The following is an 18,334-nucleotide window of genomic DNA, read 5'->3' on the forward strand; positions in this document are numbered from 1 at the left end:
AGGGCGAGTTATGGCGATCGATGACGTGGCCGGCGCGGGCCACCGCGGTCGGGTGGTCATGCTGGTTGACAACGGCGTCAAGGGCGACTCCCGGGTACAGAAGACCGCCCGCTCCGCCGCCGAGGCCGGCTGGGACGTCATCCTGCTGGGCCGATCGTCGAACGCCTCGCCGCACACCTGGTCACTGGGCGCCGCGCAGGTCCGCCTGCTGCCCGTACCCCGCACCCCGAACGTAGGTGCCCGGGCATGCCGTCGGCGGTTGCTGCGGTCACCGCTGGCCTATCCGCCGACCGGCATCGCCGAATGCCGGGTCCGGCAGGTGGGCGCCTGGAAGGCCGACATCACCATCCGACGTGCCGTGGGCATCGCCGAGGGGACGCACTCCGGCGCTCGGCGTGCCCTGCTGGGCGCCGAGACCCGGCTCGCCAGGATCGCGGGCCGCTGGGTCGCGTACCGGCAAGGGCAGCTCATCCGGGCGCAGACGCGCCTCGCCGACTTCGACACCCCCAAGGGGCGGCTCTACACGGCCTTCTGGCTGCGGCTCCTGGGCGACCGCGCCTGGCGGATGCTGGAGCCGCGGCTGTGGGACTTCGAGCTGACCTACGGCCCGGTGATCGACAAACTCAAGCCTGACCTGATCCACGCCAACGACTTCGCCATGCTCGGCGTCGGTGCTCGCGCCAAGATCCGGGCACGGGCGAAGGGCCGGTCGGTGAAGCTGGTCTGGGACGCCCACGAGTACCTTGCGGGCCTCCTGCCCCGGCGCAACGACCACCGCTGGCTGCCGGCCAATCTGTCCGCCGAGCGCGAGTACGTGCCGTACGCGGACGCCACCATCACCGTCTCCACCGGCCTCGCCGAGCTGTTGCAGCAGCAGTACCAGCTCCCGCAACTCCCGGCCGTGGTGCTCAACGCGCCGGCCCAGGATCACGTGCCGCCCGGCGACCACGAGGTGCCCGATCTGCGCGCCCGGTGCCGCGTCGGCCCGGACACCCCGTTGCTGGTCTACAGCGGAGCGGCCGCCGCGCAACGCGGCCTGCGGGTGATGGTCGAGGCCCTGCCGGAGCTGGACGGGGCGCACGTCGCCTTCGTCGTCAGCAACCGCACCAGCCCTTTCATCGCCACGCTGCGGCAGCGGGCCGGTGAGCTGGGCGTCGCGGACCGGGTCCACGTCCTGTCCTACGTACCGCACTGGCACGTCGTGCGGTTGCTGTCCGGCGCCGACGTCGGCGTGATCCCGATCCATCACTGCGCCAACCATGAGATCGCCCTCATCACCAAGTACTTCGAGTACTCCCACGCCCGCCTGCCGATCGTCGTCAGCGACATGCGCGTCATGGCCGAGACGACCCGGCAGACCGGCAACGGGGAGGTGTTCCGGGCCGAGGACGTCGCGGACTTCACCCGCGCGGTACGCGCCGTCCTGGCCGACCCGGCCCGCTACCGGGCGGCGTACGACCGGCCCGGGCTGCTGGAGAACTGGACCTGGCAGGCCCAGGCGCGCGTCCTCGACGAGGTGTACGAGCGCGTCGTACCCCGCGACGCCACCGCCGCGCCCGCGGCCCGCACCGGGCGCGCCGACGCCCCGGCGCAGTCGCTGGCCTGAGCGCGCAACCTGCCCCGAAGGAGAGATGGAGTACATGAAGATCTGTGTCGTTGCCCTCGGCAAGATCGGTCTGCCGTTGGCCGTGCAGTTCGCCGGCAAGGGCCACCAGGTGGTGGGCGCCGACGTGTCCGAGCGGACCGTACGGATGGTCAACGACGGGGTCGTGCCGTTTCCCGGCGAGGCCGACCTGGACGTGCGGCTGAAGGAGGCGGTGGTGACCGGCCTGCTGCGGGCCACCACCGACACCACCGCCGCGGTCGCCGACGCAGACGTGGTCGTGCTGGTGGTGCCGCTGTTCGTGGACGGCGACGGGCGGCCAGAGTTCGGGTGGATGGACGAGGCGACCCGGGCCGTCGCCGCGGGCCTGCGTCCCGGCACGCTGGTCAGCTACGAGACGACGCTGCCGGTCGGTACGACGCGCGGGCGCTGGGCGCCGATGCTGCGGGAGGGTTCCGGGCTGACCGCGGGGGAGGACTTCGATCTGGTGTTCAGCCCCGAGCGGGTGCTGACCGGCCGGGTCTTCGCCGACCTGCGCCGCTACCCGAAACTCGTGGGCGGCGTGAACCCGGCGTCGGCCCGTCGTGGGGTGGCGTTCTACGAGGCGGTGCTCGATTTCGACGACCGGCCCGACCTGGCCCGCCCCAACGGTGTCTGGGATCTGGGCTGCCCCGAGGCGGCCGAGCTGGCGAAGCTGGCGGAGACCACGTACCGCGATGTCAACATCGGGTTGGCGAACCAGTTCGCGCGCTTCGCCGGCACCGTCGGGGTGGACATCGCCCGGGTGATCGAGGCCTGCAACACCCAGCCGTACAGCCACATCCACACGCCCGGCATCGCGGTGGGCGGGCACTGCATCCCGGTCTACCCCCGGCTGTACCTGTGGAACGACCCGTCCGCCACGGTGGTTCGCTCGGCCCGCGAGGCGAACGCCGCGATGCCCGCGTACGCGGTCGACCTGCTGGCCGCCGCGGCCGGTGACCTCAACGGCCTGGACGTGCTGGTGCTGGGAGCCGCCTACCGGGGTGGCGTGAAGGAGACCGCGTTCTCCGGGGTCTTCGCCACCGTGGCGGCGCTGCGCGGGCGCGGCGCGCGGCCCTACGTCAGCGATCCGATGTACACCGTCGACGAGCTCGAGGCGCTGGGGTTGCCCGCCCATCACGGTCAGCGGGTCAGTGCGGCCATGGTGCAGGCCGACCACCCCGAGTACCGCACGCTGAGCGCGACTCACCTGCCGGGCGTACGGGTCCTGGTCGACGGGCGCCGGGTCACCGACCCCGCCCTGTGGCCCGGTGTCCACCGGGTCGTGATCGGCGGCTGACCGCCCCGGTCGCCGCCCGTCAGCGGTGGCCGGATTCGGCGGCCCGGACCCGTTCGGCGATCGACGCCGGGGGTTCGGGCTGCCGGGAGATGACCTCGCCGCGCTCGTCCACCCAGCCGATCGGCCGCGCCGGGTTGCCCGCGACCAGTTGGTGGGGGGCCACGTCCTTGGTGACCACGGAACCCGCGGCGATCATGGCGTACGCGCCCACCTCGATGCCGCAGACCAGGGTGGCGTTGGCGCCGATGGACGCGCCGTGGCGCACCACGGTGGGGGTGATCGTCCAGCCGGGATTCTGCGCCCGTGGGCGCCGGTCGTTGGTGAACACCGCGCACGGTCCGACGAAGACCTCGTCCTCCAGGGTCACGCCCTGGTAGACCGAGACGTTGTTCTGGATCTTCACGAGATCGCCGACGATCACCTGCGCGTCGATGTAGACGTTGCGCCCGATCACGCAGCCGCTGCCCACCTTGGCGCTGTCCCGCACGTGCGCCAGGTGCCACACCTTGGTGCCCGCGCCGACCTGTGCCCCGACCTCGACGTCGGCACTGGGATGCACGAAGGTCGCGGAACCGGTGTCCGTCATTCTGCTGCTCCCGGGGGAAGGATCGCCGGGCGCCGGCCTCCGCTACGGCTCGCGCACCGGACAATGGGGGTAAATTCCCCCAAACACTATCACTGTACGCGTGGACGGCGGCGCGTCCGGTCACCGGCCCGATCAGGTGTCGTCGAGCCGGAAGCCGACCTTCATGGTCACCTGGACGTGGCCGATCTCGCCGTTCTCCAGGTGGCCCCGGATCTCGGTGACCTCGAACCAGTCGAGGTTGTGCAGAGTCTGCGAGGCCCGCTGGACGCCGTTGCGGATCGCCTGGTCGAGACCGTCGGGTGAACTGCCGACGATCTCGGTCACCCGGTAGGTGTGGGAGCTCATTCGGTCCCCCTCGTCACGAGAACGATGTCCCGCTCATTATGGTCGCGTCCGCCCGGATGCGGGCGGACGCCGGGTGGTTTCCGCTCGATGGCCCGCCGTGCCTGCGGGCCGGAGGCGCGGGCCTCGATCCGGTGCCCCGCTCGAGCGCCGAGGGTCGCCCCCGGGGACGGGCTGGACGCGGGCACGCATTCCGAGCCCGTGTCCAAGTTGCGGACCCGCACGTCGGCGTCGAACGTCCGGACCAGGGCGACCGGCCGGGCGGCCGGTCGCGCGTGCGGCCCGTGCGGGTTGATCACGGTCAGCGTCGACGCGGACACGTCGCCAACGGCCGGGTGGGCCCGGGTTGGTGAAGAGTTCGGGTTCGGCGCTGACCCGACCTGCTCAAGATCCGCGCTCACCGCCACAGACGCGAGGTGGCAAGCCGGGGCCCACGAAACCGGCGTGCAGCGGTTCGTGCCCGGACCCGCCGACGGAGATCAGGCCGACCTTACCCCGGACGGGCTCCTCGCCGGGAGATACGGGACGCAGGGGACCTGACCACCCCACAAGTTACGCCCGGCGCGGGCGAGCGGCGTGGGAGCGGGAGGGGTGTTTGCCCGGCTTTGTCGTGACCGCTGAGTGAGCCTCGCGACACGGGCGGTAGTAGTCGGCCGCTCGGCGGCGGTTCCGCTCATGTGGTCCCGGCCCGGGCCGATGGGAGTTCGTTGCCTCAGGTCTCGGCGAAAGGCGGGCACATGCTGGCCCTGGTGGTTGACGACTCGGGCACGATGCGACGCATCCTGCGCCGGATCGTGAGCGGTTTCGGATTTGCCGTGTACGAGGCGGGCAACGGGCAGGAAGCCCTGGACCTGCTCAACGAGATCCCCACCGTGCCCGACGTCGCGCTGATCGACTGGAACATGCCGGTCATGGACGGCCTCGAGCTGATCCGTAACGTGCGCAAGATCCAGCCGCTGCGCGACATGTGCATGATGATGGTGACCACCGAGAGCGAGCACAGCCAGATGGTGCGGGCGCTGGCGGCCGGTGCCCACGAGTACGTCCTCAAGCCGTTCACGCCCGAGATCATTCAGCAGAAGCTGGCTTACCTGGGGCTCGTCAGCCCCTGACGCCGCGCCCCGCCGCAACCGGCGGGGGTCCGCCGCCGACATCCCCGACAGGTAGCTTCGAGTACGCGCACCGCGCGCCCGGCAACCACTGTGGGGATCTGATGACGGATGAGAATCTGACCTTCGCCTCGCCGGACGACTTCACGGCCTGGATGGAGCAGCACCACAGCACGGCCGCCGAGGTGTGGGTGGCGCTGCCGAAGAAGGGCACGCCGGTGCCCTCGGTCAGCCGGGCCGAGGCGCTGGACGTGGCCCTGTGCTACGGCTGGATCGACGGGAAGTCGTTCAGTGGCAACGTCCCGGACGGCTGGTGGGCGCAGCGGTTCACGCCCCGGCGCAAGCGCAGTTCATGGTCGAAAATCAACTGTGCCCGGGTGGAGCAGTTGATCGCCGAGGGCCGGATGCGTCCGGCCGGGCTGGCCCAGATCGAGGCGGCCAAGGCGGACGGCCGGTGGGACCGGGCGTACTCCCCGCCGAGCACCGCCACGGTACCGGCGGACCTGCGGGCCGCACTGGACGCCGAGCCCGCCGCGGCGGCGGCGTTCGACAAGCTCAGCCGCAGCAACCGCTACCAGATCCTGTTCGCGGTCGAGCGGGCGGTACGGCCCGAGACCCGGGCCCGCCGGATCGCCACGCACGTGGCCCGGCTGGCGGCCGGGGAGCCGCCGAGCGGACCGTGACGGCCGGGTCAGGCCGGTTCGGACCTGTCGTGGGGATTTCTCGCCTGGGCGCTGTTGCCTATACGGGGTAAAGTCATAGACCTTCGCCGATGTATCCGGAGGGTGTGATGACGCAGCAGCTCACCGAGGACTTCGCCGATCCGGCCTTCCAAGCCAACCCCCACCCCGTGTACGCACACTGGCGCCGCACCGGCCCGGTACGGCAGGTGCGGCTACCCAACGACATGGACGCCTGGATGGTCACCCGGTACGACGACGGCCGGAAGGCGCTGGCCGACCCGCGACTGTCCAAGGTGATCCCGTTCGACGCGGTCAACGCGACGAGCACCAACCCGTCGATCTCATCGGCCATCGCCCGGCACATGCTCTCCTCGGATCCGCCCGTCCACACTCGACTGCGCCGGCTGGTGTCCGCCGTCTTCACCGCCCGGCGGATCGAGGCGCTGCGGCCCCGGATCGAGGAGATCACCGACGGCCTGCTCGACGACATGGCCGGGCGGGAGGCGGTCGACCTCATCGACGACTTCGCCTTCCCGCTGCCGATCCAGGTCATCTGTGAGCTGATCGGGGTGCCCGCCGCCGACCGGGACAAGTTCCGCACCTGGTCGAACATCATCGTGACCGGCGCCCTGGCGGGTGATCGCCTGCCCGTGGCCGTCCAGGAGATGGTGACGTACCTGCGCGCCCTGCTGGCCGAACGACGGGAGCGCGGCGGCGACGACCTGATCTCCGGGCTGATCGACGTCCGCGACCAGGAGGACCGGCTGACCGAGGACGAGCTGTCCTCGATGATCTTCCTCCTGCTCATCGCCGGACACGAGACCACGGTCAACCTCATCGGCAACGGCGCCCTGATCCTGCTGGGCCGGCGGGAGCGCTGGGAGCGGCTGCGCGACGACCCGGCCCTGCTGCCGACGGCGATCGAGGAGTTCCTCCGGTACGAGAGCCCGGTGGAGACCTCGACCTTCCGGATCGCCACCGAGGATCTGGAGATCGGCGGGCAGCGCATCGCGGCCGGGGACGCGGTGCTCGTCGTGCTGCTGTCGGCCAACCGCGACGAGGACCGGTTCCCCGACCCCGACGACATGCGGCTGGACCGGGCCCAGAACCCGCACCTGGCGTTCGGACACGGCATCCACTACTGCCTCGGCGCGCCGCTGGCCCGGCTGGAGGCCCAGATCGCGTTCGGCAAGCTGCAGGCCCGCTACCCCGACATGCGGCTGGCCGTGCCCGAGCAGGAGCTGACGTGGCGCCCTGGGGTGCTGATGCGGGGCCTGCACGGCCTGCCGGTCATCCCGGGCTGAGATGCGACCTTGAAGAGTTCGGGTGCACAACGGACCCGAACTCTTCAAGGAATCGAACCGGCGTATCCCGTTTGCAGACAGGTCCCTGACCATCGGGCAGCCGACCGTACCCTCGGCGGGATTCGAACCCGCACCGTCGGCGATCTCGGCGCCGTGCCTCTCCCGATTGGGCCACGAGGGTGTGAGCCCGGGCCGGCGGGGGTAGCGAATACCCGCCGGCCCGGACCTCAGCGCGTGGCGAGCTGCGCCCAGCCGGGGATCCCGGGGGAGATTCGCAGCGGCATCCCGGCCTCGGCCGGGGTGCGGTCGCCCTTGCGCTGGTTGCACGGTCCGCACGCGGCGACCGTGTTCTGCCAGGTGTTTGCCCCGCCACGCGAGCGCGGCAGGACGTGGTCGATGGTGGACGCGGCGCCGCCGCAGTAGCCGCACCGGCGCTTGTCCCGGGCGAGCACGCCCGGCCGGGACCAGCCCGGGCCGCGGCCGTAGCGCCAGCGGGTCACCACGTACGCGATGAGCCGCACGACCCGGGGCACCGGGTACACGCCGATGAGCCGGTCCGGCTCGGCCTCGTGCACCTCGGCCACCTGGCGGCACAGCATCCGTACGGCGTGCTTGAGGCTGACCCGGTGCAGCGGACCGAGGTCGGCGTTGAGAACGAGGACTGCGGTCACCGGGCCCACCTCCCTTCGTGATGTCGTCGTGGGGTGGTGACGAGAGCGGCTACGGGGAGTCGAACCCCGGTCTCCGCCATGGCAAGGCGGCGCACTGCCGTTGTGCTACAACCGCGAGGCGATTCGCTGTGGAGTTGAAAGGAAAGGAAATTGCACGGGCGGCAGGATTCGAACCTGCAACCTTCGGTTTTGGAGACCGGTGCTCTGGACCATTGAGCTACACCCGTAGGGCGATTCTGGGCACGAAAAAGCCGCCCGGACCTCAAGGGGCGAGGCGGGCGGCCGGGCGCAGGCGGTGCTGCGTCAGCCGCTCCAGCGCTCCAGGTGACAACTTCGGAGGCACTTCATCGTGAGCTGATCCCATGCCACTCCGGCCAGGGCGATGGCGTCATTCAAGCGACACGACATGGTGGTTCAACTCCCCTCAGGCTCCGCGGTGCCGGTCAATGATGACGGAACCCGCTCTATTCGTCAACGCCTATCGCGGTGCGAATTTCTCGCCCCGCGGCGTCGGAACACAGTCTGCGCAACGGCTCCGGCGCGCGCCACCGAATAAACGAATTCAATGCCCGCCGGGCGGACGGGTGTAGCGGTGTTTGACGCCGGGCGGGAAGAACTCCGGGTCGCCCGCGGGCCGCAGCTCGAGTAGCGGGGTCTGGTACCCGTGCGGGACATAGTGGGCGAACTCGCTGTTGAGCCGCAGCAGCTCGGCGCGGATCGACTCCGCGAGGGCGCTCGCCAGTCCGGGTTCGGCGGGCACGCCGGGGGCCAGCTCGACCACGATGCGCAGCCGCCGGTCGTGGTCGGCGTCCTCGACGACGTCGAGCACGAACTTGCCGGTCACCCGGTCGCTCACCCCCGGCCGCTCCAGGCCCACCGTGACGTTCTCGGGATAGACGTTCGCGCCGAAGAACGACACCGTGAACAGCGAGCGCCCGAAGACGTACACGAACGGCAGCCGCGGCGCGCCGCGCGGGTCGGCGGCCTCGGCGGGGTCGAAGCCGTGCCGGGCGCAGAACTCCAGCAGCTCGTCGTGGCCGATCAGCCCGCCCTCGTCGGCGATGTGGTAGCGGACCAACGGCACCGCGCCGTCGCAGCTGAACAACAGCGTGCCCGCATGGGTCTCGAAGTAGCGGCTGCCCGGGTCGTACTGGACGAGGGTGGGCAGCCGGTCGGAGCCGAACAACTCGCGCGCCGCCGCCGGATCGCGGGCCAGGAACCGCCGCACCGCGATGCTCAGCGGCGTCTCGGTGCCCAGCACGCCCGCGTCCGCGGTGCCGTACAACGAGGCCGAGTCCCGGGTGGGGTCGCCCATCCCGGCGCGCCCGCCCACCAGATCGCGCCACTGCTCGCTGAACACCTCGCCCGCCAGCACCAGCCTGATCCGGTACCGGCGCCAGTCGACGCCGCGCGCCGCGCCGACGTCGATGACGTTCTTGAGGAACGGCGGATAACCCAGCAACACCACCTGATCCGCGTACGGGCCCAGCTCCGGCAGCACCCGCAGGATCTCGTCGATGTCGTTGCCCGGGGTGACCACGGTGATCGGGTACCCCTTGGCGGCGAGGTGGCGGCAGCAGGCCGTGGTGTACATGCCGCCGACCCAGCTGCCCAGCGCGAAGCACACCACGGCCAGGGTGCGCCGCTCGTCGGCCCGGAAACCGCCGTGGAAGACCTGTTCGAAGCGCGCGGCGACGGCCCGCTCGTCGAGCACCGAACGCGGCCACACCGTGGGTGTCCCCGACGAGCCGGACGAGACCGCGACCATGTCGCAGGCGTCCAGTCGCCCGCCACGGCACAGCTGCGGCAGGGCGTACCGCCGGTGGTAGTTGTCCTTCGTCAGCAGCGGCAGGCGGGCGAAGGCGGCCGGGTCCCGCACCGTTCGCGGGTCGATGCCGTGGGTGCGCAGGAGATCCGCGTACGCCGGGACCGTGGCCGCCACGTCGTGGAACAACGCCAGCGCCCGCTCCGCCGGTGAGCCCGGCGGGGCGGGGGCGGGCGGCGCGTCATAGAACTCCCGCATTCCCGCCGACACCCGGCCGGCGCGGTCTGGGTCTCGCATCCTCGCCTCCTACGGCAGGACCACGGGTCCCATCTTGCCGGTGCGCCGGGGCTCAGGTGTGCCACAACACCCCGTGCAGGGCCAGCCGGGACAGCAGCAGGACCGCCCACACCAGCAGGTCGGCCAGCCCGAGCAGCACCGCGGCCACGGCGGCCGGGCGGCCCCACCGGCCCGGTGTGCCGCGCCGCAACGCGGCCACGCCCAGTCCGACGGCCAGCGGCCCGAACAGGGGGTTGAACAGGAACAACCCCACGGTGCCGCACATCAGGGCGGCCGCCGTACGGCCGTCGAGGGGCACCGGGTTGAGCCCGTCCTCGGGCACCACGTCCTGGACCACGACGTCTGACACCACCACGGTGCGGTTCGCGGCCGGGCGGCCGGCCGTCGCGGACCGTGGCACGGTGCGGCGCACGCGGCGGCGGGCGCGGATCTCCCGGCCGCGCGTCAGCAGCAGCACCAGTCCGCCCAGCACCGCCGCCAGAACGATCATGATGACCGGATGGCCACTGAGCATGGCCGTACCGGTCACGATCACGAGCAGGGCCATCGTGCCTGTCAACAGCTCCACCGCAGCTCCTTCCGGAATCGTCTGCAGTGGATTTACCCGGGCGGTACGCGGCTATGCCGTGACGGCCACCCCACGAAGGTGGAGGCGAACGCCACTGAGCCCGCCGGGGGCGTGTCCCGGGGCGGTCCGACGCGGAACTTCGGCACCGGCGCGGTATACCTGAGTGAAAGCTGAGTACCCCATAGGCCGGTTCACCAGGTGAATGGTGGACCTCACATCCGGGTGGGAAAGAAGGGAACCCAGGCATGGCCGCGGCCGCCACCATCGACCTCAACAGCGACCTCGGTGAGGGCTTCGGCGCCTGGGGCCTCGGCGACGACGAGGCGATGCTCGACGTGGTGACCAGCGCCAACGTGGCATGCGGGTTCCACGCGGGCGATCCGCGTACGCTGCTGGCCACGTGCGCCCAGGCCGTCGCCCGCGGCGTGGTGATCGGAGCGCAGGTCGGCTACCGCGACCTGGCCGGATTCGGCCGCCGGTTCATCGACTACGAGCCCGCCGACCTGGTCGCCGACGTGCTGTACCAGATCGGCGCGCTGGACGGCCTGGCCCGCGCGGCGGGCGGCCGGGTCCGCTACGTCAAGCCGCACGGCGCCCTCTACAACGCGATCGTGCACCACGAGGAGCAGGCCGCGGCCGTGGTCGAGGCGGTGCACCGGTACGACCCCGCGCTGCCGGTGCTGGGCCTGCCCGGATCGGCGTTCCTGCGCCGGGCCATGGCGGCGGGGCTGCCCACCCGCGCCGAGGCGTTCGCGGATCGCGGGTACACGCCACAGGGCACGCTGGTGCCGCGAGGGGAGGCGGGCGCGCTGCTGCACGACCCGGCCGAGGTGGCCGCGCGGATGGTCCGGCTGGTCACGGCGGGCGAACTGACCGCGGTGGACGGTACGGTCCTGCCGGTGCGCGCGGACTCCCTCTGCGTGCACGGCGACTCGCCGGGGGCCGTGGCGATGGCCCGGGCCGTGGCGGCGGCGCTGGGCGCGGCGGGCGTGCGGCTCGCGCCGTTCAACCCCGATACCGTACGGGCATGACCGCGACCTCCCCCCGGTTTCTGCGCTGCGGGCGGGAGGCGGTGCTGATCGAGGTCGACGGGCTCGACGCGGCGCTCGCCCTGTACGCGGCCCTGCGCACCGCGGAGCTGCCCGGAGTCGTCGACCTGGTGCCCGCCGCACGGACCGTGCTGGTCCGGCTGGACCCGGACGTCACCTCGCCCGGCGCCGTACGCGCGGCCGTCGCGGGGCTGCCCGCCGACCGGCACGACGCCGCGGACCTGGGCATCGTGGAGATCCCCGTGCGGTACGACGGCCCCGATCTCGCGGAGGTGGCCGCGCACACCGGCCTGTCCGAGGACGCGGTGGTGGCCGCGCACACCGGGACGGAATGGACCGTGGCGTTCGCCGGGTTCGCGCCGGGCTTCGCGTACCTGAGCGGTGGCGATCCACGGCTGGCGGTGCCGCGCCGGGCCACGCCGCGTACCCGCATCCCGGCCGGATCGGTGGGCCTGGCGGGCCGGTTCTCCGGCGTGTATCCGGCCGACAGCCCGGGTGGGTGGCAGCTCGTCGGGCGTACCGAGGTGCGGGTGTGGGACCTCGACCGGCCCCGTCCCGCCCTGCTGGTGCCGGGCGTGCGGGTGCGGTTCCGGGCGGTGGACCCGTGCGGATGAGCGTGCTGCGGCCCGGGCCGCTCACCGTACTCAAGGATCTGGGGCGGCCCGGGCGGGCGGCGCTGGGGGTGGCCCCGTCGGGTGCGGCCGACCGCCGCGCGTTCGCCCGCGCGAACCGGCTGGTCGGCAACGAGCCGGGGGCGGCGGCGCTGGAGATCGTGCTGGGCGGGTTGCGGGTCCGCTTCGACGGGCCGGCGGTCGTGGCGCTGACCGGCACGGACGCGGCGCTCACTGTGGACGGCCAGCCGGCCGGCGCCGAGTCCGCCGTGCGGGTGGCGGCGGGCGCCGAGGTGGGTGTCACCGCGCCGCGCCGGGGCTTGCGCAGCTACCTGGCCGTCCGGGGCGGGTTCGCGGTCGCGCCGGTGCTGGGTTCCCGGTCGACCGACCTGCTGGCCGGGCTCGGCCCGCCCCGGCTCGCGGCCGGTGACGTCCTGCCGGTGGGCGACGCCCCGGCTGGTGCGGCGGCCGACGACATCGCCGCCGCCGGACCGGCGCGGGCCGGAGGTGCCGCCCCGGAAAGGTCGTCACCCGGTGCGGACTCTCCCGGGGAGGCCGCGCGGGGCCAGGCTCTTCCCGGTGCGGCTTCGTCCGGTGAGGCGGTGCGCGGAGCCGGAGATGACGGCGGGGAGCCGGTGGTGCTGCGGGTCGATCTCGGGCCGCGTGACGACTGGTTCACCGCCGAGGCGGTCGCGACGTTCCTCGACGCCGGGTACACGGTGAACCCGGCGAGTGACGCGGTCGGACTGCGGCTGTCCGGCCCGGCGCTGGCCCGCCGCGACACCCGGGAGCTGCCCAGCGAGGGGGTGGTCCGGGGGTCCGTGCAGGTACCGCCGGACGGCATGCCGATCGTGTTCCAGGCGGACCACCCGCTGACCGGCGGCTATCCGGTCATCGCGGTGCTCACCCCGGCGTCGGCCGACCGGGCGGCGCAACTGCGCCCCGGTCGCCGGGTGGTTTTCCGCCCCGCCGGCGTCGACGGCACCCGCCGGCACGGGGGGCGCTGTGAGGTACCGAAGTGACGCCTCCGGCGTATGCGGACCGCGCGGTGGCGCGCACCGGTCATGCTGAACCGGTGCGACTGATCCTCAACGTACTGTGGTTGATCTTCGGAAGCGGGCTGTTGCTGGCCATCGGCTACGGCATCGCCGCGCTGATCTGCTTCGCGCTGATCGTCACCATCCCGTTCGGCGTCGCGGCACTGCGCCTGGCGGGGTACGCGCTGTGGCCGTTCGGCCGCACCGTCGTCACCCGTCCCAGCGCGGGAGTAGCCTCGGGAATCGCCAACGTGCTGTGGGTGGTGATCGCCGGATGGTGGCTCGCGCTGAGCCACATCGTCGCCGGTGCCGCGCTCTGCGTGACGATCATCGGGATCCCGTTCGGCATCGCCAACTTCAAGCTCGTCCCGGCCGCGTTCTGGCCGCTCGGCCGGCAGATCGTCGATCTCGACCAGGCAGCCCCGATCGGGTAATCCGGCGGCGTTCGGGGCCGATCGGAGACGGTGAGGGTGCTGGTGGCCGGCGACGGGCGGGGAGGTGTGGCGATGGACGGTGGTGCGGTCGGTGCCGAGGAGCTGTCAGCCGCCCTGCTGGAGCTGGAGGAGCAGGTCGTCGACGACGCCGAGGCCGGCTACGCGACCGCGACCCGCCTCGAACAGCAGGCCGTGGCGCTGGGCGACGAGGGTCTGCTCATGCGCGCCCGGCTGTGCCGGACCACCCTCGGCGTACGGATCGGCAACCTCGCCGGAACCGCGCGCAAGCTCCAGGAGATCCGCGAATGGGCGGCCCGGAACGACGACCGTATGGTGCAGGCCCGCACCCACCTCACCAGCTCGATCATCGAGCGGATGGTCGGTGACGCGGCCAAGTCCCTGGAGCACGCGCTGAGCGCGGTGGAGCTGCTCGACGAGACCGCCACCTCGTACACCCAGATCAACCACCGGACGAAGCTGGCCGACGCGCTGGCGCTCACCGGCTCGATGGACGCGGCGCGGCTACGGTACCGCCAGGCCGAGGAGCTGGCCCGGGAGGCGGGTCAGTGGCGGCGGCTGATGGTCCTGCTCAACAACTGGGCGTTCAGCGAGCACGCCGCCGGCGAATTCGAGCGCGCCCGCGACATCGCCGGTCGGATGGTGCGGCTCGCCGAGGAGCACGGGGTCCAGCTCGACCCCTCCTCCCTGCACACGCTCGCCGACATCCAGGTCGCGCTCGGCGAGTTCGGCGAGGCCGAACGGACGATGCTGGCCAGCATCGCCCGGTACGAGGCGGGGTGGGTCGACGACGCCGACGACCTGGCGTACTTCCAGCTCACCCTGGCCCGGGCCCAGCGCGGCCTCGGCGCCCTGGGCCGCGCCCAGGACACCCTGCACTCCTGTCGTGCGCTGTGCGAGGAGGGCGGGCTCTACGGGCTGCTCGTGGAGGCGTACGAGGAGCAGGCCGAGCTGCACGCGGCGCGCGGTGACTTCGCGGCGGCGTTCGCCGCGCAGAAGGAGTTCGTCGCCGCCCAGGAGCGGCTGCGCTCGCAGGAGCGGGATGCCCAGGTGCAGACCCGGCATGCGATCTTCGAGACCGCCGAGGCCCGGGAGGACGCCGAGCGCTTCCGCGAGCAGGCCCGCCGTGACCCCCTGACCGGCCTGCGCAACCGCCGCTACGTCGACGAGGAGCTGTCCGCCCTGATCGCGGCGGACCCCGCGCTGAGCGTGGCGCTGGTCGACATCGACCACTTCAAGCGGATCAACGACACGCTGTCGCACGACACCGGCGACCAGGTGCTGGCGCGGCTGGCGACGCTGCTGGAGAGCGGTCTGGCCGCCGCCGTCCCGGACGGGTTCGTCGCCCGCCTCGGCGGGGAGGAGTTCCTGTTGGTGCTGCCCGCCACCCCGGTCGCCGTCGCGGTCACCAAGCTCGACGGCATCCGTCAGGCCGTCAGCGACCATGCGTGGCCGGACCTGCCCGGCGGCTGGTGCGTCACGGTCAGCATCGGGGTCGCGGGGGCCCGGGAGAGTTTCCCCGCCAGCCAGTCCGCCGCGCTCGCGGCCGCCGACCGCAACCTCTACGCCGCCAAGGAGCAGGGCCGCAACCGCGTGGTCTCGGGGACTCCGCCGGAGCGCCGCCCGCGGATCTACCGCGACCGCGAGGTCACCTAGGCGCGGCGAACCATTCGGCGACCTCGGTGGGTGGCAGGTCGAAGCCGGTGGCCTGCGGGCCGGACCAGTTCACCCCGACCAGCATCCCGTCGCGGTCGAGGGCGGGCAGCCAGTCGTCGAGCCACTCGCGCAGCGCGATCTCCGCGATCCGCAGGTCGGCGTACGCGGGGACTTGGGTGACGATGCGCTGGGCCCGGGTCGGCTTGGACCAGAACGGCATGGCGCGCTGGCCGTCGGCGTCCTGCGGTGCCGGGTAGCCCCGGTCGTCGCGGACGGTCCAGACCCGCCCCTCGCGGGGTACCTCGCGCTGGAACGCCGAGGTGTGAGCTCTGCTGAGCGACATGCCCCCATGGTCGGCGGTACGCCAACGGTCCGCCGAACAACCGGGACGAACCGCCCGATAGGGGAGAAAGACGCGCGGCCGGCGGGGGCGGCCGGCCGCGCGAGCCGGTGTACCTAGCGGGAGGCCATGATGAGCGCCGCCGGGTCCGTGCAGACCAGTTCCAGCGCCCGGGCCACGACCGCCGGGTCGAACGTCGAGGCGTGGAACGTCGCCTCCAGGTGCAGCACGCCGTTCATCTCCGACGTGGTGAGGGTGATCCCCTCCGCGCCGTTCAGGGTCGGCACGCTCTGGTTGACCCGCCCGGCGGGCTCGACCGCCCACGGCAGGTCCGACAGCATGTCGTGGCGACCCTGGTTGCTGAACGTCAGCCGTGGCCGCGGCTGCGCCGGCGCCTCGGTCGGGTACGGGTCCGGCAGACCCGGCGCCCCGGTCAGCATGATCTTCGACTCACGCAGCAGCATGATGGTCAGCATCTTGCCGCTGGCCAGCTCAGCCTTCAGCGCGGTGTGGATCGCCCGCGGGTCGGTGAGACTCTCCGGCGACAGCACCGGGCCCCAGCAGAAGTTGCTGTCGATGCTGACGCCCTTCTCCAGGTAGCGCCGGGCGTCGGCCAGGAAGGTGGCGGCGGAGGTGTCCGGGTTCAGGCCGAGCTGCTGCAGCGCCGCCGTGAACGCCGCGAACGTGATCGCCGACGTGGTCACGCCCGGGGCGTGCTCGTCGCGCCACACCCGCATCCTGCCCAGCACCTCGGCCGAGCGGGCCGTCTCCACCGTCAGCTGCGCGGTCCACGGGACCATCGCCGCGTCGTCACCGGCCTGCGGCGGGCGGGCGATCCGCAGGCTCTCCCGGATCTTGCCGACCTTCAGGCCGTACGTCTTCCACCACGCCTTCGGCAGCGCGCTGCGGTGCCGCAGCATCGGCGGGATCGACGCGGCGCGGCCCTCGCTGGCCGCCAGGACCAGCTCGTGCACCAGCGTGTTCACCGGACCGGCGTCGCCGTACGCGTGGGCCACCTTCAGCGCCATGTAGCCGCCGCCGACCAGGATCCGCACCGGGTGGTGGGCGCGCTGCTCGGACTGCAGGGTCCGGGTCATCTCGTCGAAGTCCACCGGGCCGTCACCGAGGTCGGTCACCGCCTCCTGCACGTACGCCGCGAACGTGGCCGCGTCCAGGTGGATCCAGCGGCCGCCGGAGCGGTCCAGCCGCGACACCGCCCGGTGCGTCGGGTCCGCCGCGTGCAGCCCGATCAGCGCGTCGCGCAGGCCCTGCGCGGTGACGCCGGTCAGCGGGCCGACCGTACGGATGTACTCCAGCGCCACCCAGGAACGCTCGCGCAGGGTCAGGCTGGTGGTGGACATGGTTCCCTCCGGGTTCTCGGCCGCCGCGTCGCGCCGCGAGGGCAGCACGACACGCAGCACGGTCGGTGCGACGAGGACGGCCTCGATCGCCATCACGATCGCCACCCAGGTGACGAGCGAGGTCAGACTTCCGCGGCTGCCGCCGTACCAGGCGGCGACCAGTTCGGCGACACCGGCGAACACGGAGAAGATGCCGGCGCCGCGCACCCGGTCCTGCACGCGGGAGATCGCCAGGAAGAAGTGGTGGAAGACGAACGGCACGTACGTCAGGGTGAGGATCGCCAGCGCGCTGCTGGCGTTGCGCGCGTAGTTGGCACCGAACACCGACATGATCGGCTCGGCCAGCAACGCCACCACGATCGCGACCGGCAGGCCACCGCCCAGGCAGATCAGCAGGCCCATGCGCACCTTGGAGCGCAGCGCCGCCTTGTCGCCGCTGGCCACCGCGAACAGGGTCAGCGCCACGTTGCCCGGCACCATCGCGAGGAACGACAGCACCATGAAAGCGGTGTAGAACGACGCGTTCGCCTCGGCGGACAGCACCGCGGTGACCACCAGCGGCAGCGCCGCCCGGGGCAGGTACGTCGCGAGGTTCAGCAGGTTGTGGTCGAAGGTGGCCTTGCCGCGACCGCGCAGCAGCGCGGGGGAGGGGCGCAGCGAGTCGACCATGCCGCGGCGGCGCAGCACCCGGGCCAGCACCGCCACCGACAGCAGGATGCCCGCGATCCAGGTGAGCGTCAGCATGCTGCCGGTCAGCTGGATCGGCAGCGCCACCAGCAGGCCGAGCAGGGCCAGCTTGCTCACCGCGAACCAGGCGTTGCGGGTCAGCTGCATCGGCCCCTGCAACAGGCCGACGAGCGCCTCGTCCAGCACCAGGGTCATCGCGTTGAGCGCGATGCCGAAGACCAGTAGCGCGGTCGCGGCCGTCCCGCCCATCGCGTCCTTGATCTCGGGCAGGGCCAGGTGCGCCAGCGCCACGTACGCGAGCCCGCCGAGGGTCGCCGCGGTGCCCGCCACCAGCAGGCAGGTGGAGATGAGGTCCCAGCGGCGCTTCTCCATCCGGGGCAGGTCGGAGATGAGCATGGTGCCCATGCCGAACATGCCGATGGTGCCGATCAGCGTCATCGCGGAGACCGCGGCGGACGCCTCACCCACCGCCTCCTGCGACGCGCTGCGCGCCGCGACCCACCAGTACGCGAAGCCGAGCACTGAGGTGATGACCGTGGTGGCCATCAGCGAGCCGGCGTTCAGCAGGAGATCGAGATGGCCCTTCAGTTTGCCCACGATGCCGGGCCGCTGGACCGGCGGACCGGTCTGCACGCTCGGCGGCATCGCCTCGGTCGCGGTCACGCGAGCGCTCCGGCCGCCTGCTGCGGCCATACCATGTTCTCCACTACCGCCCCCAGTAGGTGATCTGTCGGAAACGGTAGTTACACCGCGTATTCAACGGCTAGGGGGAAGCGGGTCGCGTTGAGCTTCCGTCCGGAGTCGAGGGATGCGGTTCCGGTCGATGTGGGGGTGTCCGTTCGGCCGAGTTTTGTGATATCTGTGACCTCAGCCGTCCCGGTGATCATGTTGC

Annotated in this window: 19 protein-coding genes and 3 tRNA genes; 10 read left to right on the top strand and 12 right to left on the bottom strand. The window is 72.2% G+C overall.

Features of this window, described 5'->3' with window-relative positions; genetic code table 11:
- The first annotated feature begins 10 nt into the window (after window positions 1-10).
- Window positions 11-1,606, top strand: a complete 1,596-nt coding sequence (locus EV385_RS21095) for a glycosyltransferase family 4 protein (RefSeq protein WP_242624988.1) — start codon at window positions 11-13, stop codon at window positions 1,604-1,606.
- 34 nt (window positions 1,607-1,640) lie between these two features.
- Entirely contained in the window at window positions 1,641-2,924 is a 1,284-nt protein-coding gene (locus tag EV385_RS21100; protein WP_130511021.1) for a nucleotide sugar dehydrogenase, read from the top strand.
- Between the two features lie 19 nt (window positions 2,925-2,943).
- Here the strand turns inward: EV385_RS21100 and EV385_RS21105 are convergent, their stop codons facing one another.
- From EV385_RS21105 to EV385_RS35745, 4 genes are all read right to left on the bottom strand, one after another.
- A complete protein-coding gene (locus EV385_RS21105; RefSeq protein WP_130511022.1) occupies window positions 2,944-3,510 on the bottom strand; it encodes an acyltransferase in 567 nt (188 codons plus the stop codon).
- 132 nt (window positions 3,511-3,642) lie between these two features.
- Window positions 3,643-3,855: a dodecin gene (locus EV385_RS21110; RefSeq protein ID WP_130511023.1), complete on the bottom strand. Its 213-nt coding sequence runs from the start codon at window positions 3,853-3,855 to the stop codon at window positions 3,643-3,645.
- Window positions 3,852-4,172 carry an HPr family phosphocarrier protein gene (locus tag EV385_RS21115; RefSeq protein ID WP_165449547.1) on the bottom strand — a complete coding sequence of 107 codons (321 nt, stop codon included), beginning with the start codon at window positions 4,170-4,172 and terminating at the stop codon, window positions 3,852-3,854. The genes EV385_RS21110 and EV385_RS21115 overlap by 4 nt, the downstream gene beginning before the upstream one ends.
- A gap of 64 nt (window positions 4,173-4,236) precedes the next feature.
- The gene (locus tag EV385_RS35745) at window positions 4,237-4,401 is read right to left on the bottom strand and encodes a dihydroxyacetone kinase subunit DhaK (RefSeq protein WP_278045000.1); all 165 of its coding nucleotides are present in this window, start codon (window positions 4,399-4,401) and stop codon (window positions 4,237-4,239) included.
- Between the two features lie 188 nt (window positions 4,402-4,589).
- Here EV385_RS35745 and EV385_RS21125 point away from each other — a divergent pair, with 188 nt between their 5' ends.
- From EV385_RS21125 to EV385_RS21135, 3 genes are all read left to right on the top strand, one after another.
- Window positions 4,590-4,964: a response regulator gene (locus EV385_RS21125; RefSeq protein ID WP_130511025.1), complete on the top strand. Its 375-nt coding sequence runs from the start codon at window positions 4,590-4,592 to the stop codon at window positions 4,962-4,964.
- 101 nt (window positions 4,965-5,065) lie between these two features.
- Window positions 5,066-5,644 (top strand): YdeI/OmpD-associated family protein, encoded by a 579-nt coding sequence (locus EV385_RS21130; protein WP_130511026.1) that lies wholly within the window; start codon window positions 5,066-5,068, stop codon window positions 5,642-5,644.
- Between the two features lie 107 nt (window positions 5,645-5,751).
- On the top strand, window positions 5,752-6,948 hold the full coding sequence (locus EV385_RS21135; RefSeq protein ID WP_130511027.1) for a cytochrome P450 family protein: 1,197 nt from the start codon (window positions 5,752-5,754) through the stop codon (window positions 6,946-6,948).
- 107 nt (window positions 6,949-7,055) lie between these two features.
- On the opposite strand, the gene EV385_RS21140 is transcribed toward EV385_RS21135, so the two are convergent.
- The 6 genes from EV385_RS21140 to EV385_RS21165 all read right to left on the bottom strand — a co-directional run bounded on the left by EV385_RS21140 (window position 7,056) and on the right by EV385_RS21165 (window position 10,249).
- Window positions 7,056-7,129: transfer RNA gene (locus EV385_RS21140), tRNA-Leu, on the bottom strand.
- Window positions 7,130-7,175: 46 nt separating this feature from the next.
- Entirely contained in the window at window positions 7,176-7,619 is a 444-nt protein-coding gene (locus tag EV385_RS21145) for an HNH endonuclease (RefSeq protein WP_130511028.1), read from the bottom strand.
- A 44-nt stretch (window positions 7,620-7,663) separates the two neighbouring features.
- Window positions 7,664-7,734 (bottom strand) — tRNA-Gly (locus tag EV385_RS21150).
- A gap of 38 nt (window positions 7,735-7,772) precedes the next feature.
- Window positions 7,773-7,846, bottom strand: a tRNA-Trp gene (locus EV385_RS21155).
- A 335-nt stretch (window positions 7,847-8,181) separates the two neighbouring features.
- Window positions 8,182-9,681 (bottom strand): phenylacetate--CoA ligase family protein, encoded by a 1,500-nt coding sequence (locus EV385_RS21160; RefSeq protein ID WP_130511029.1) that lies wholly within the window; start codon window positions 9,679-9,681, stop codon window positions 8,182-8,184.
- 52 nt (window positions 9,682-9,733) lie between these two features.
- On the bottom strand, window positions 9,734-10,249 hold the full coding sequence (locus tag EV385_RS21165) for a hypothetical protein (RefSeq protein ID WP_130511030.1): 516 nt from the start codon (window positions 10,247-10,249) through the stop codon (window positions 9,734-9,736).
- 263 nt (window positions 10,250-10,512) lie between these two features.
- Here EV385_RS21165 and EV385_RS21170 point away from each other — a divergent pair, with 263 nt between their 5' ends.
- From EV385_RS21170 to EV385_RS21190, 5 genes are all read left to right on the top strand, one after another.
- Complete coding sequence (locus EV385_RS21170; protein ID WP_207230125.1) at window positions 10,513-11,280, top strand: LamB/YcsF family protein; 768 nt, start codon at window positions 10,513-10,515, stop codon at window positions 11,278-11,280.
- Window positions 11,277-11,912 (top strand): 5-oxoprolinase subunit PxpB, encoded by a 636-nt coding sequence (pxpB, locus tag EV385_RS21175; protein WP_130511032.1) that lies wholly within the window; start codon window positions 11,277-11,279, stop codon window positions 11,910-11,912. Before EV385_RS21170 ends, pxpB begins: the two co-directional genes overlap by 4 nt.
- Entirely contained in the window at window positions 11,909-12,931 is a 1,023-nt protein-coding gene (locus EV385_RS21180; RefSeq protein WP_130511033.1) for a 5-oxoprolinase subunit C family protein, read from the top strand. Before pxpB ends, EV385_RS21180 begins: the two co-directional genes overlap by 4 nt.
- A 53-nt stretch (window positions 12,932-12,984) precedes the next feature.
- Window positions 12,985-13,380, top strand: coding sequence for a YccF domain-containing protein (locus tag EV385_RS21185; protein ID WP_207229890.1), 396 nt, complete (start codon window positions 12,985-12,987; stop codon window positions 13,378-13,380).
- Between the two features lie 72 nt (window positions 13,381-13,452).
- The gene (locus EV385_RS21190) at window positions 13,453-15,054 is read left to right on the top strand and encodes a tetratricopeptide repeat-containing diguanylate cyclase (protein ID WP_130511034.1); all 1,602 of its coding nucleotides are present in this window, start codon (window positions 13,453-13,455) and stop codon (window positions 15,052-15,054) included.
- Here EV385_RS21190 and EV385_RS21195 read toward each other — a convergent pair.
- Both EV385_RS21195 and EV385_RS21200 read right to left on the bottom strand, forming a co-directional pair.
- The gene (locus EV385_RS21195; protein WP_130511035.1) at window positions 15,047-15,397 is read right to left on the bottom strand and encodes a DUF2750 domain-containing protein; all 351 of its coding nucleotides are present in this window, start codon (window positions 15,395-15,397) and stop codon (window positions 15,047-15,049) included. The genes EV385_RS21190 and EV385_RS21195 overlap by 8 nt on opposite strands.
- Before the next feature lie 113 nt (window positions 15,398-15,510).
- Window positions 15,511-18,105, bottom strand: coding sequence for a lipopolysaccharide biosynthesis protein (locus tag EV385_RS21200; protein WP_130511036.1), 2,595 nt, complete (start codon window positions 18,103-18,105; stop codon window positions 15,511-15,513).
- Between the last annotated feature and the right edge of the window lie 229 nt (window positions 18,106-18,334).

This window comes from Krasilnikovia cinnamomea, from assembly GCF_004217545.1.
GTDB lineage: Bacteria > Actinomycetota > Actinomycetes > Mycobacteriales > Micromonosporaceae > Actinoplanes > Actinoplanes cinnamomeus.

Excerpts from the sequence above, each read along its gene's own strand:
- EV385_RS21095 (WP_242624988.1), top strand. The coding sequence starts at position 11 with ATGGCGATCGATGACGTGGCCGGCGCGGGCCACCGCGGTCGGGTGGTC.
- EV385_RS21100 (WP_130511021.1), top strand. The coding sequence starts at position 1,641 with ATGAAGATCTGTGTCGTTGCCCTCGGCAAGATCGGTCTGCCGTTGGCC.
- EV385_RS21105 (WP_130511022.1), bottom strand. The coding sequence starts at position 3,510 with ATGACGGACACCGGTTCCGCGACCTTCGTGCATCCCAGTGCCGACGTC.
- EV385_RS21110 (WP_130511023.1), bottom strand. The coding sequence starts at position 3,855 with ATGAGCTCCCACACCTACCGGGTGACCGAGATCGTCGGCAGTTCACCC.
- EV385_RS21125 (WP_130511025.1), top strand. The coding sequence starts at position 4,590 with ATGCTGGCCCTGGTGGTTGACGACTCGGGCACGATGCGACGCATCCTG.
- EV385_RS21130 (WP_130511026.1), top strand. The coding sequence starts at position 5,066 with ATGACGGATGAGAATCTGACCTTCGCCTCGCCGGACGACTTCACGGCC.
- EV385_RS21135 (WP_130511027.1), top strand. The coding sequence starts at position 5,752 with ATGACGCAGCAGCTCACCGAGGACTTCGCCGATCCGGCCTTCCAAGCC.
- EV385_RS21160 (WP_130511029.1), bottom strand. The coding sequence starts at position 9,681 with ATGCGAGACCCAGACCGCGCCGGCCGGGTGTCGGCGGGAATGCGGGAG.
- pxpB (WP_130511032.1), top strand. The coding sequence starts at position 11,277 with ATGACCGCGACCTCCCCCCGGTTTCTGCGCTGCGGGCGGGAGGCGGTG.
- EV385_RS21180 (WP_130511033.1), top strand. The coding sequence starts at position 11,909 with ATGAGCGTGCTGCGGCCCGGGCCGCTCACCGTACTCAAGGATCTGGGG.
- EV385_RS21190 (WP_130511034.1), top strand. The coding sequence starts at position 13,453 with ATGGACGGTGGTGCGGTCGGTGCCGAGGAGCTGTCAGCCGCCCTGCTG.
- EV385_RS21195 (WP_130511035.1), bottom strand. The coding sequence starts at position 15,397 with ATGTCGCTCAGCAGAGCTCACACCTCGGCGTTCCAGCGCGAGGTACCC.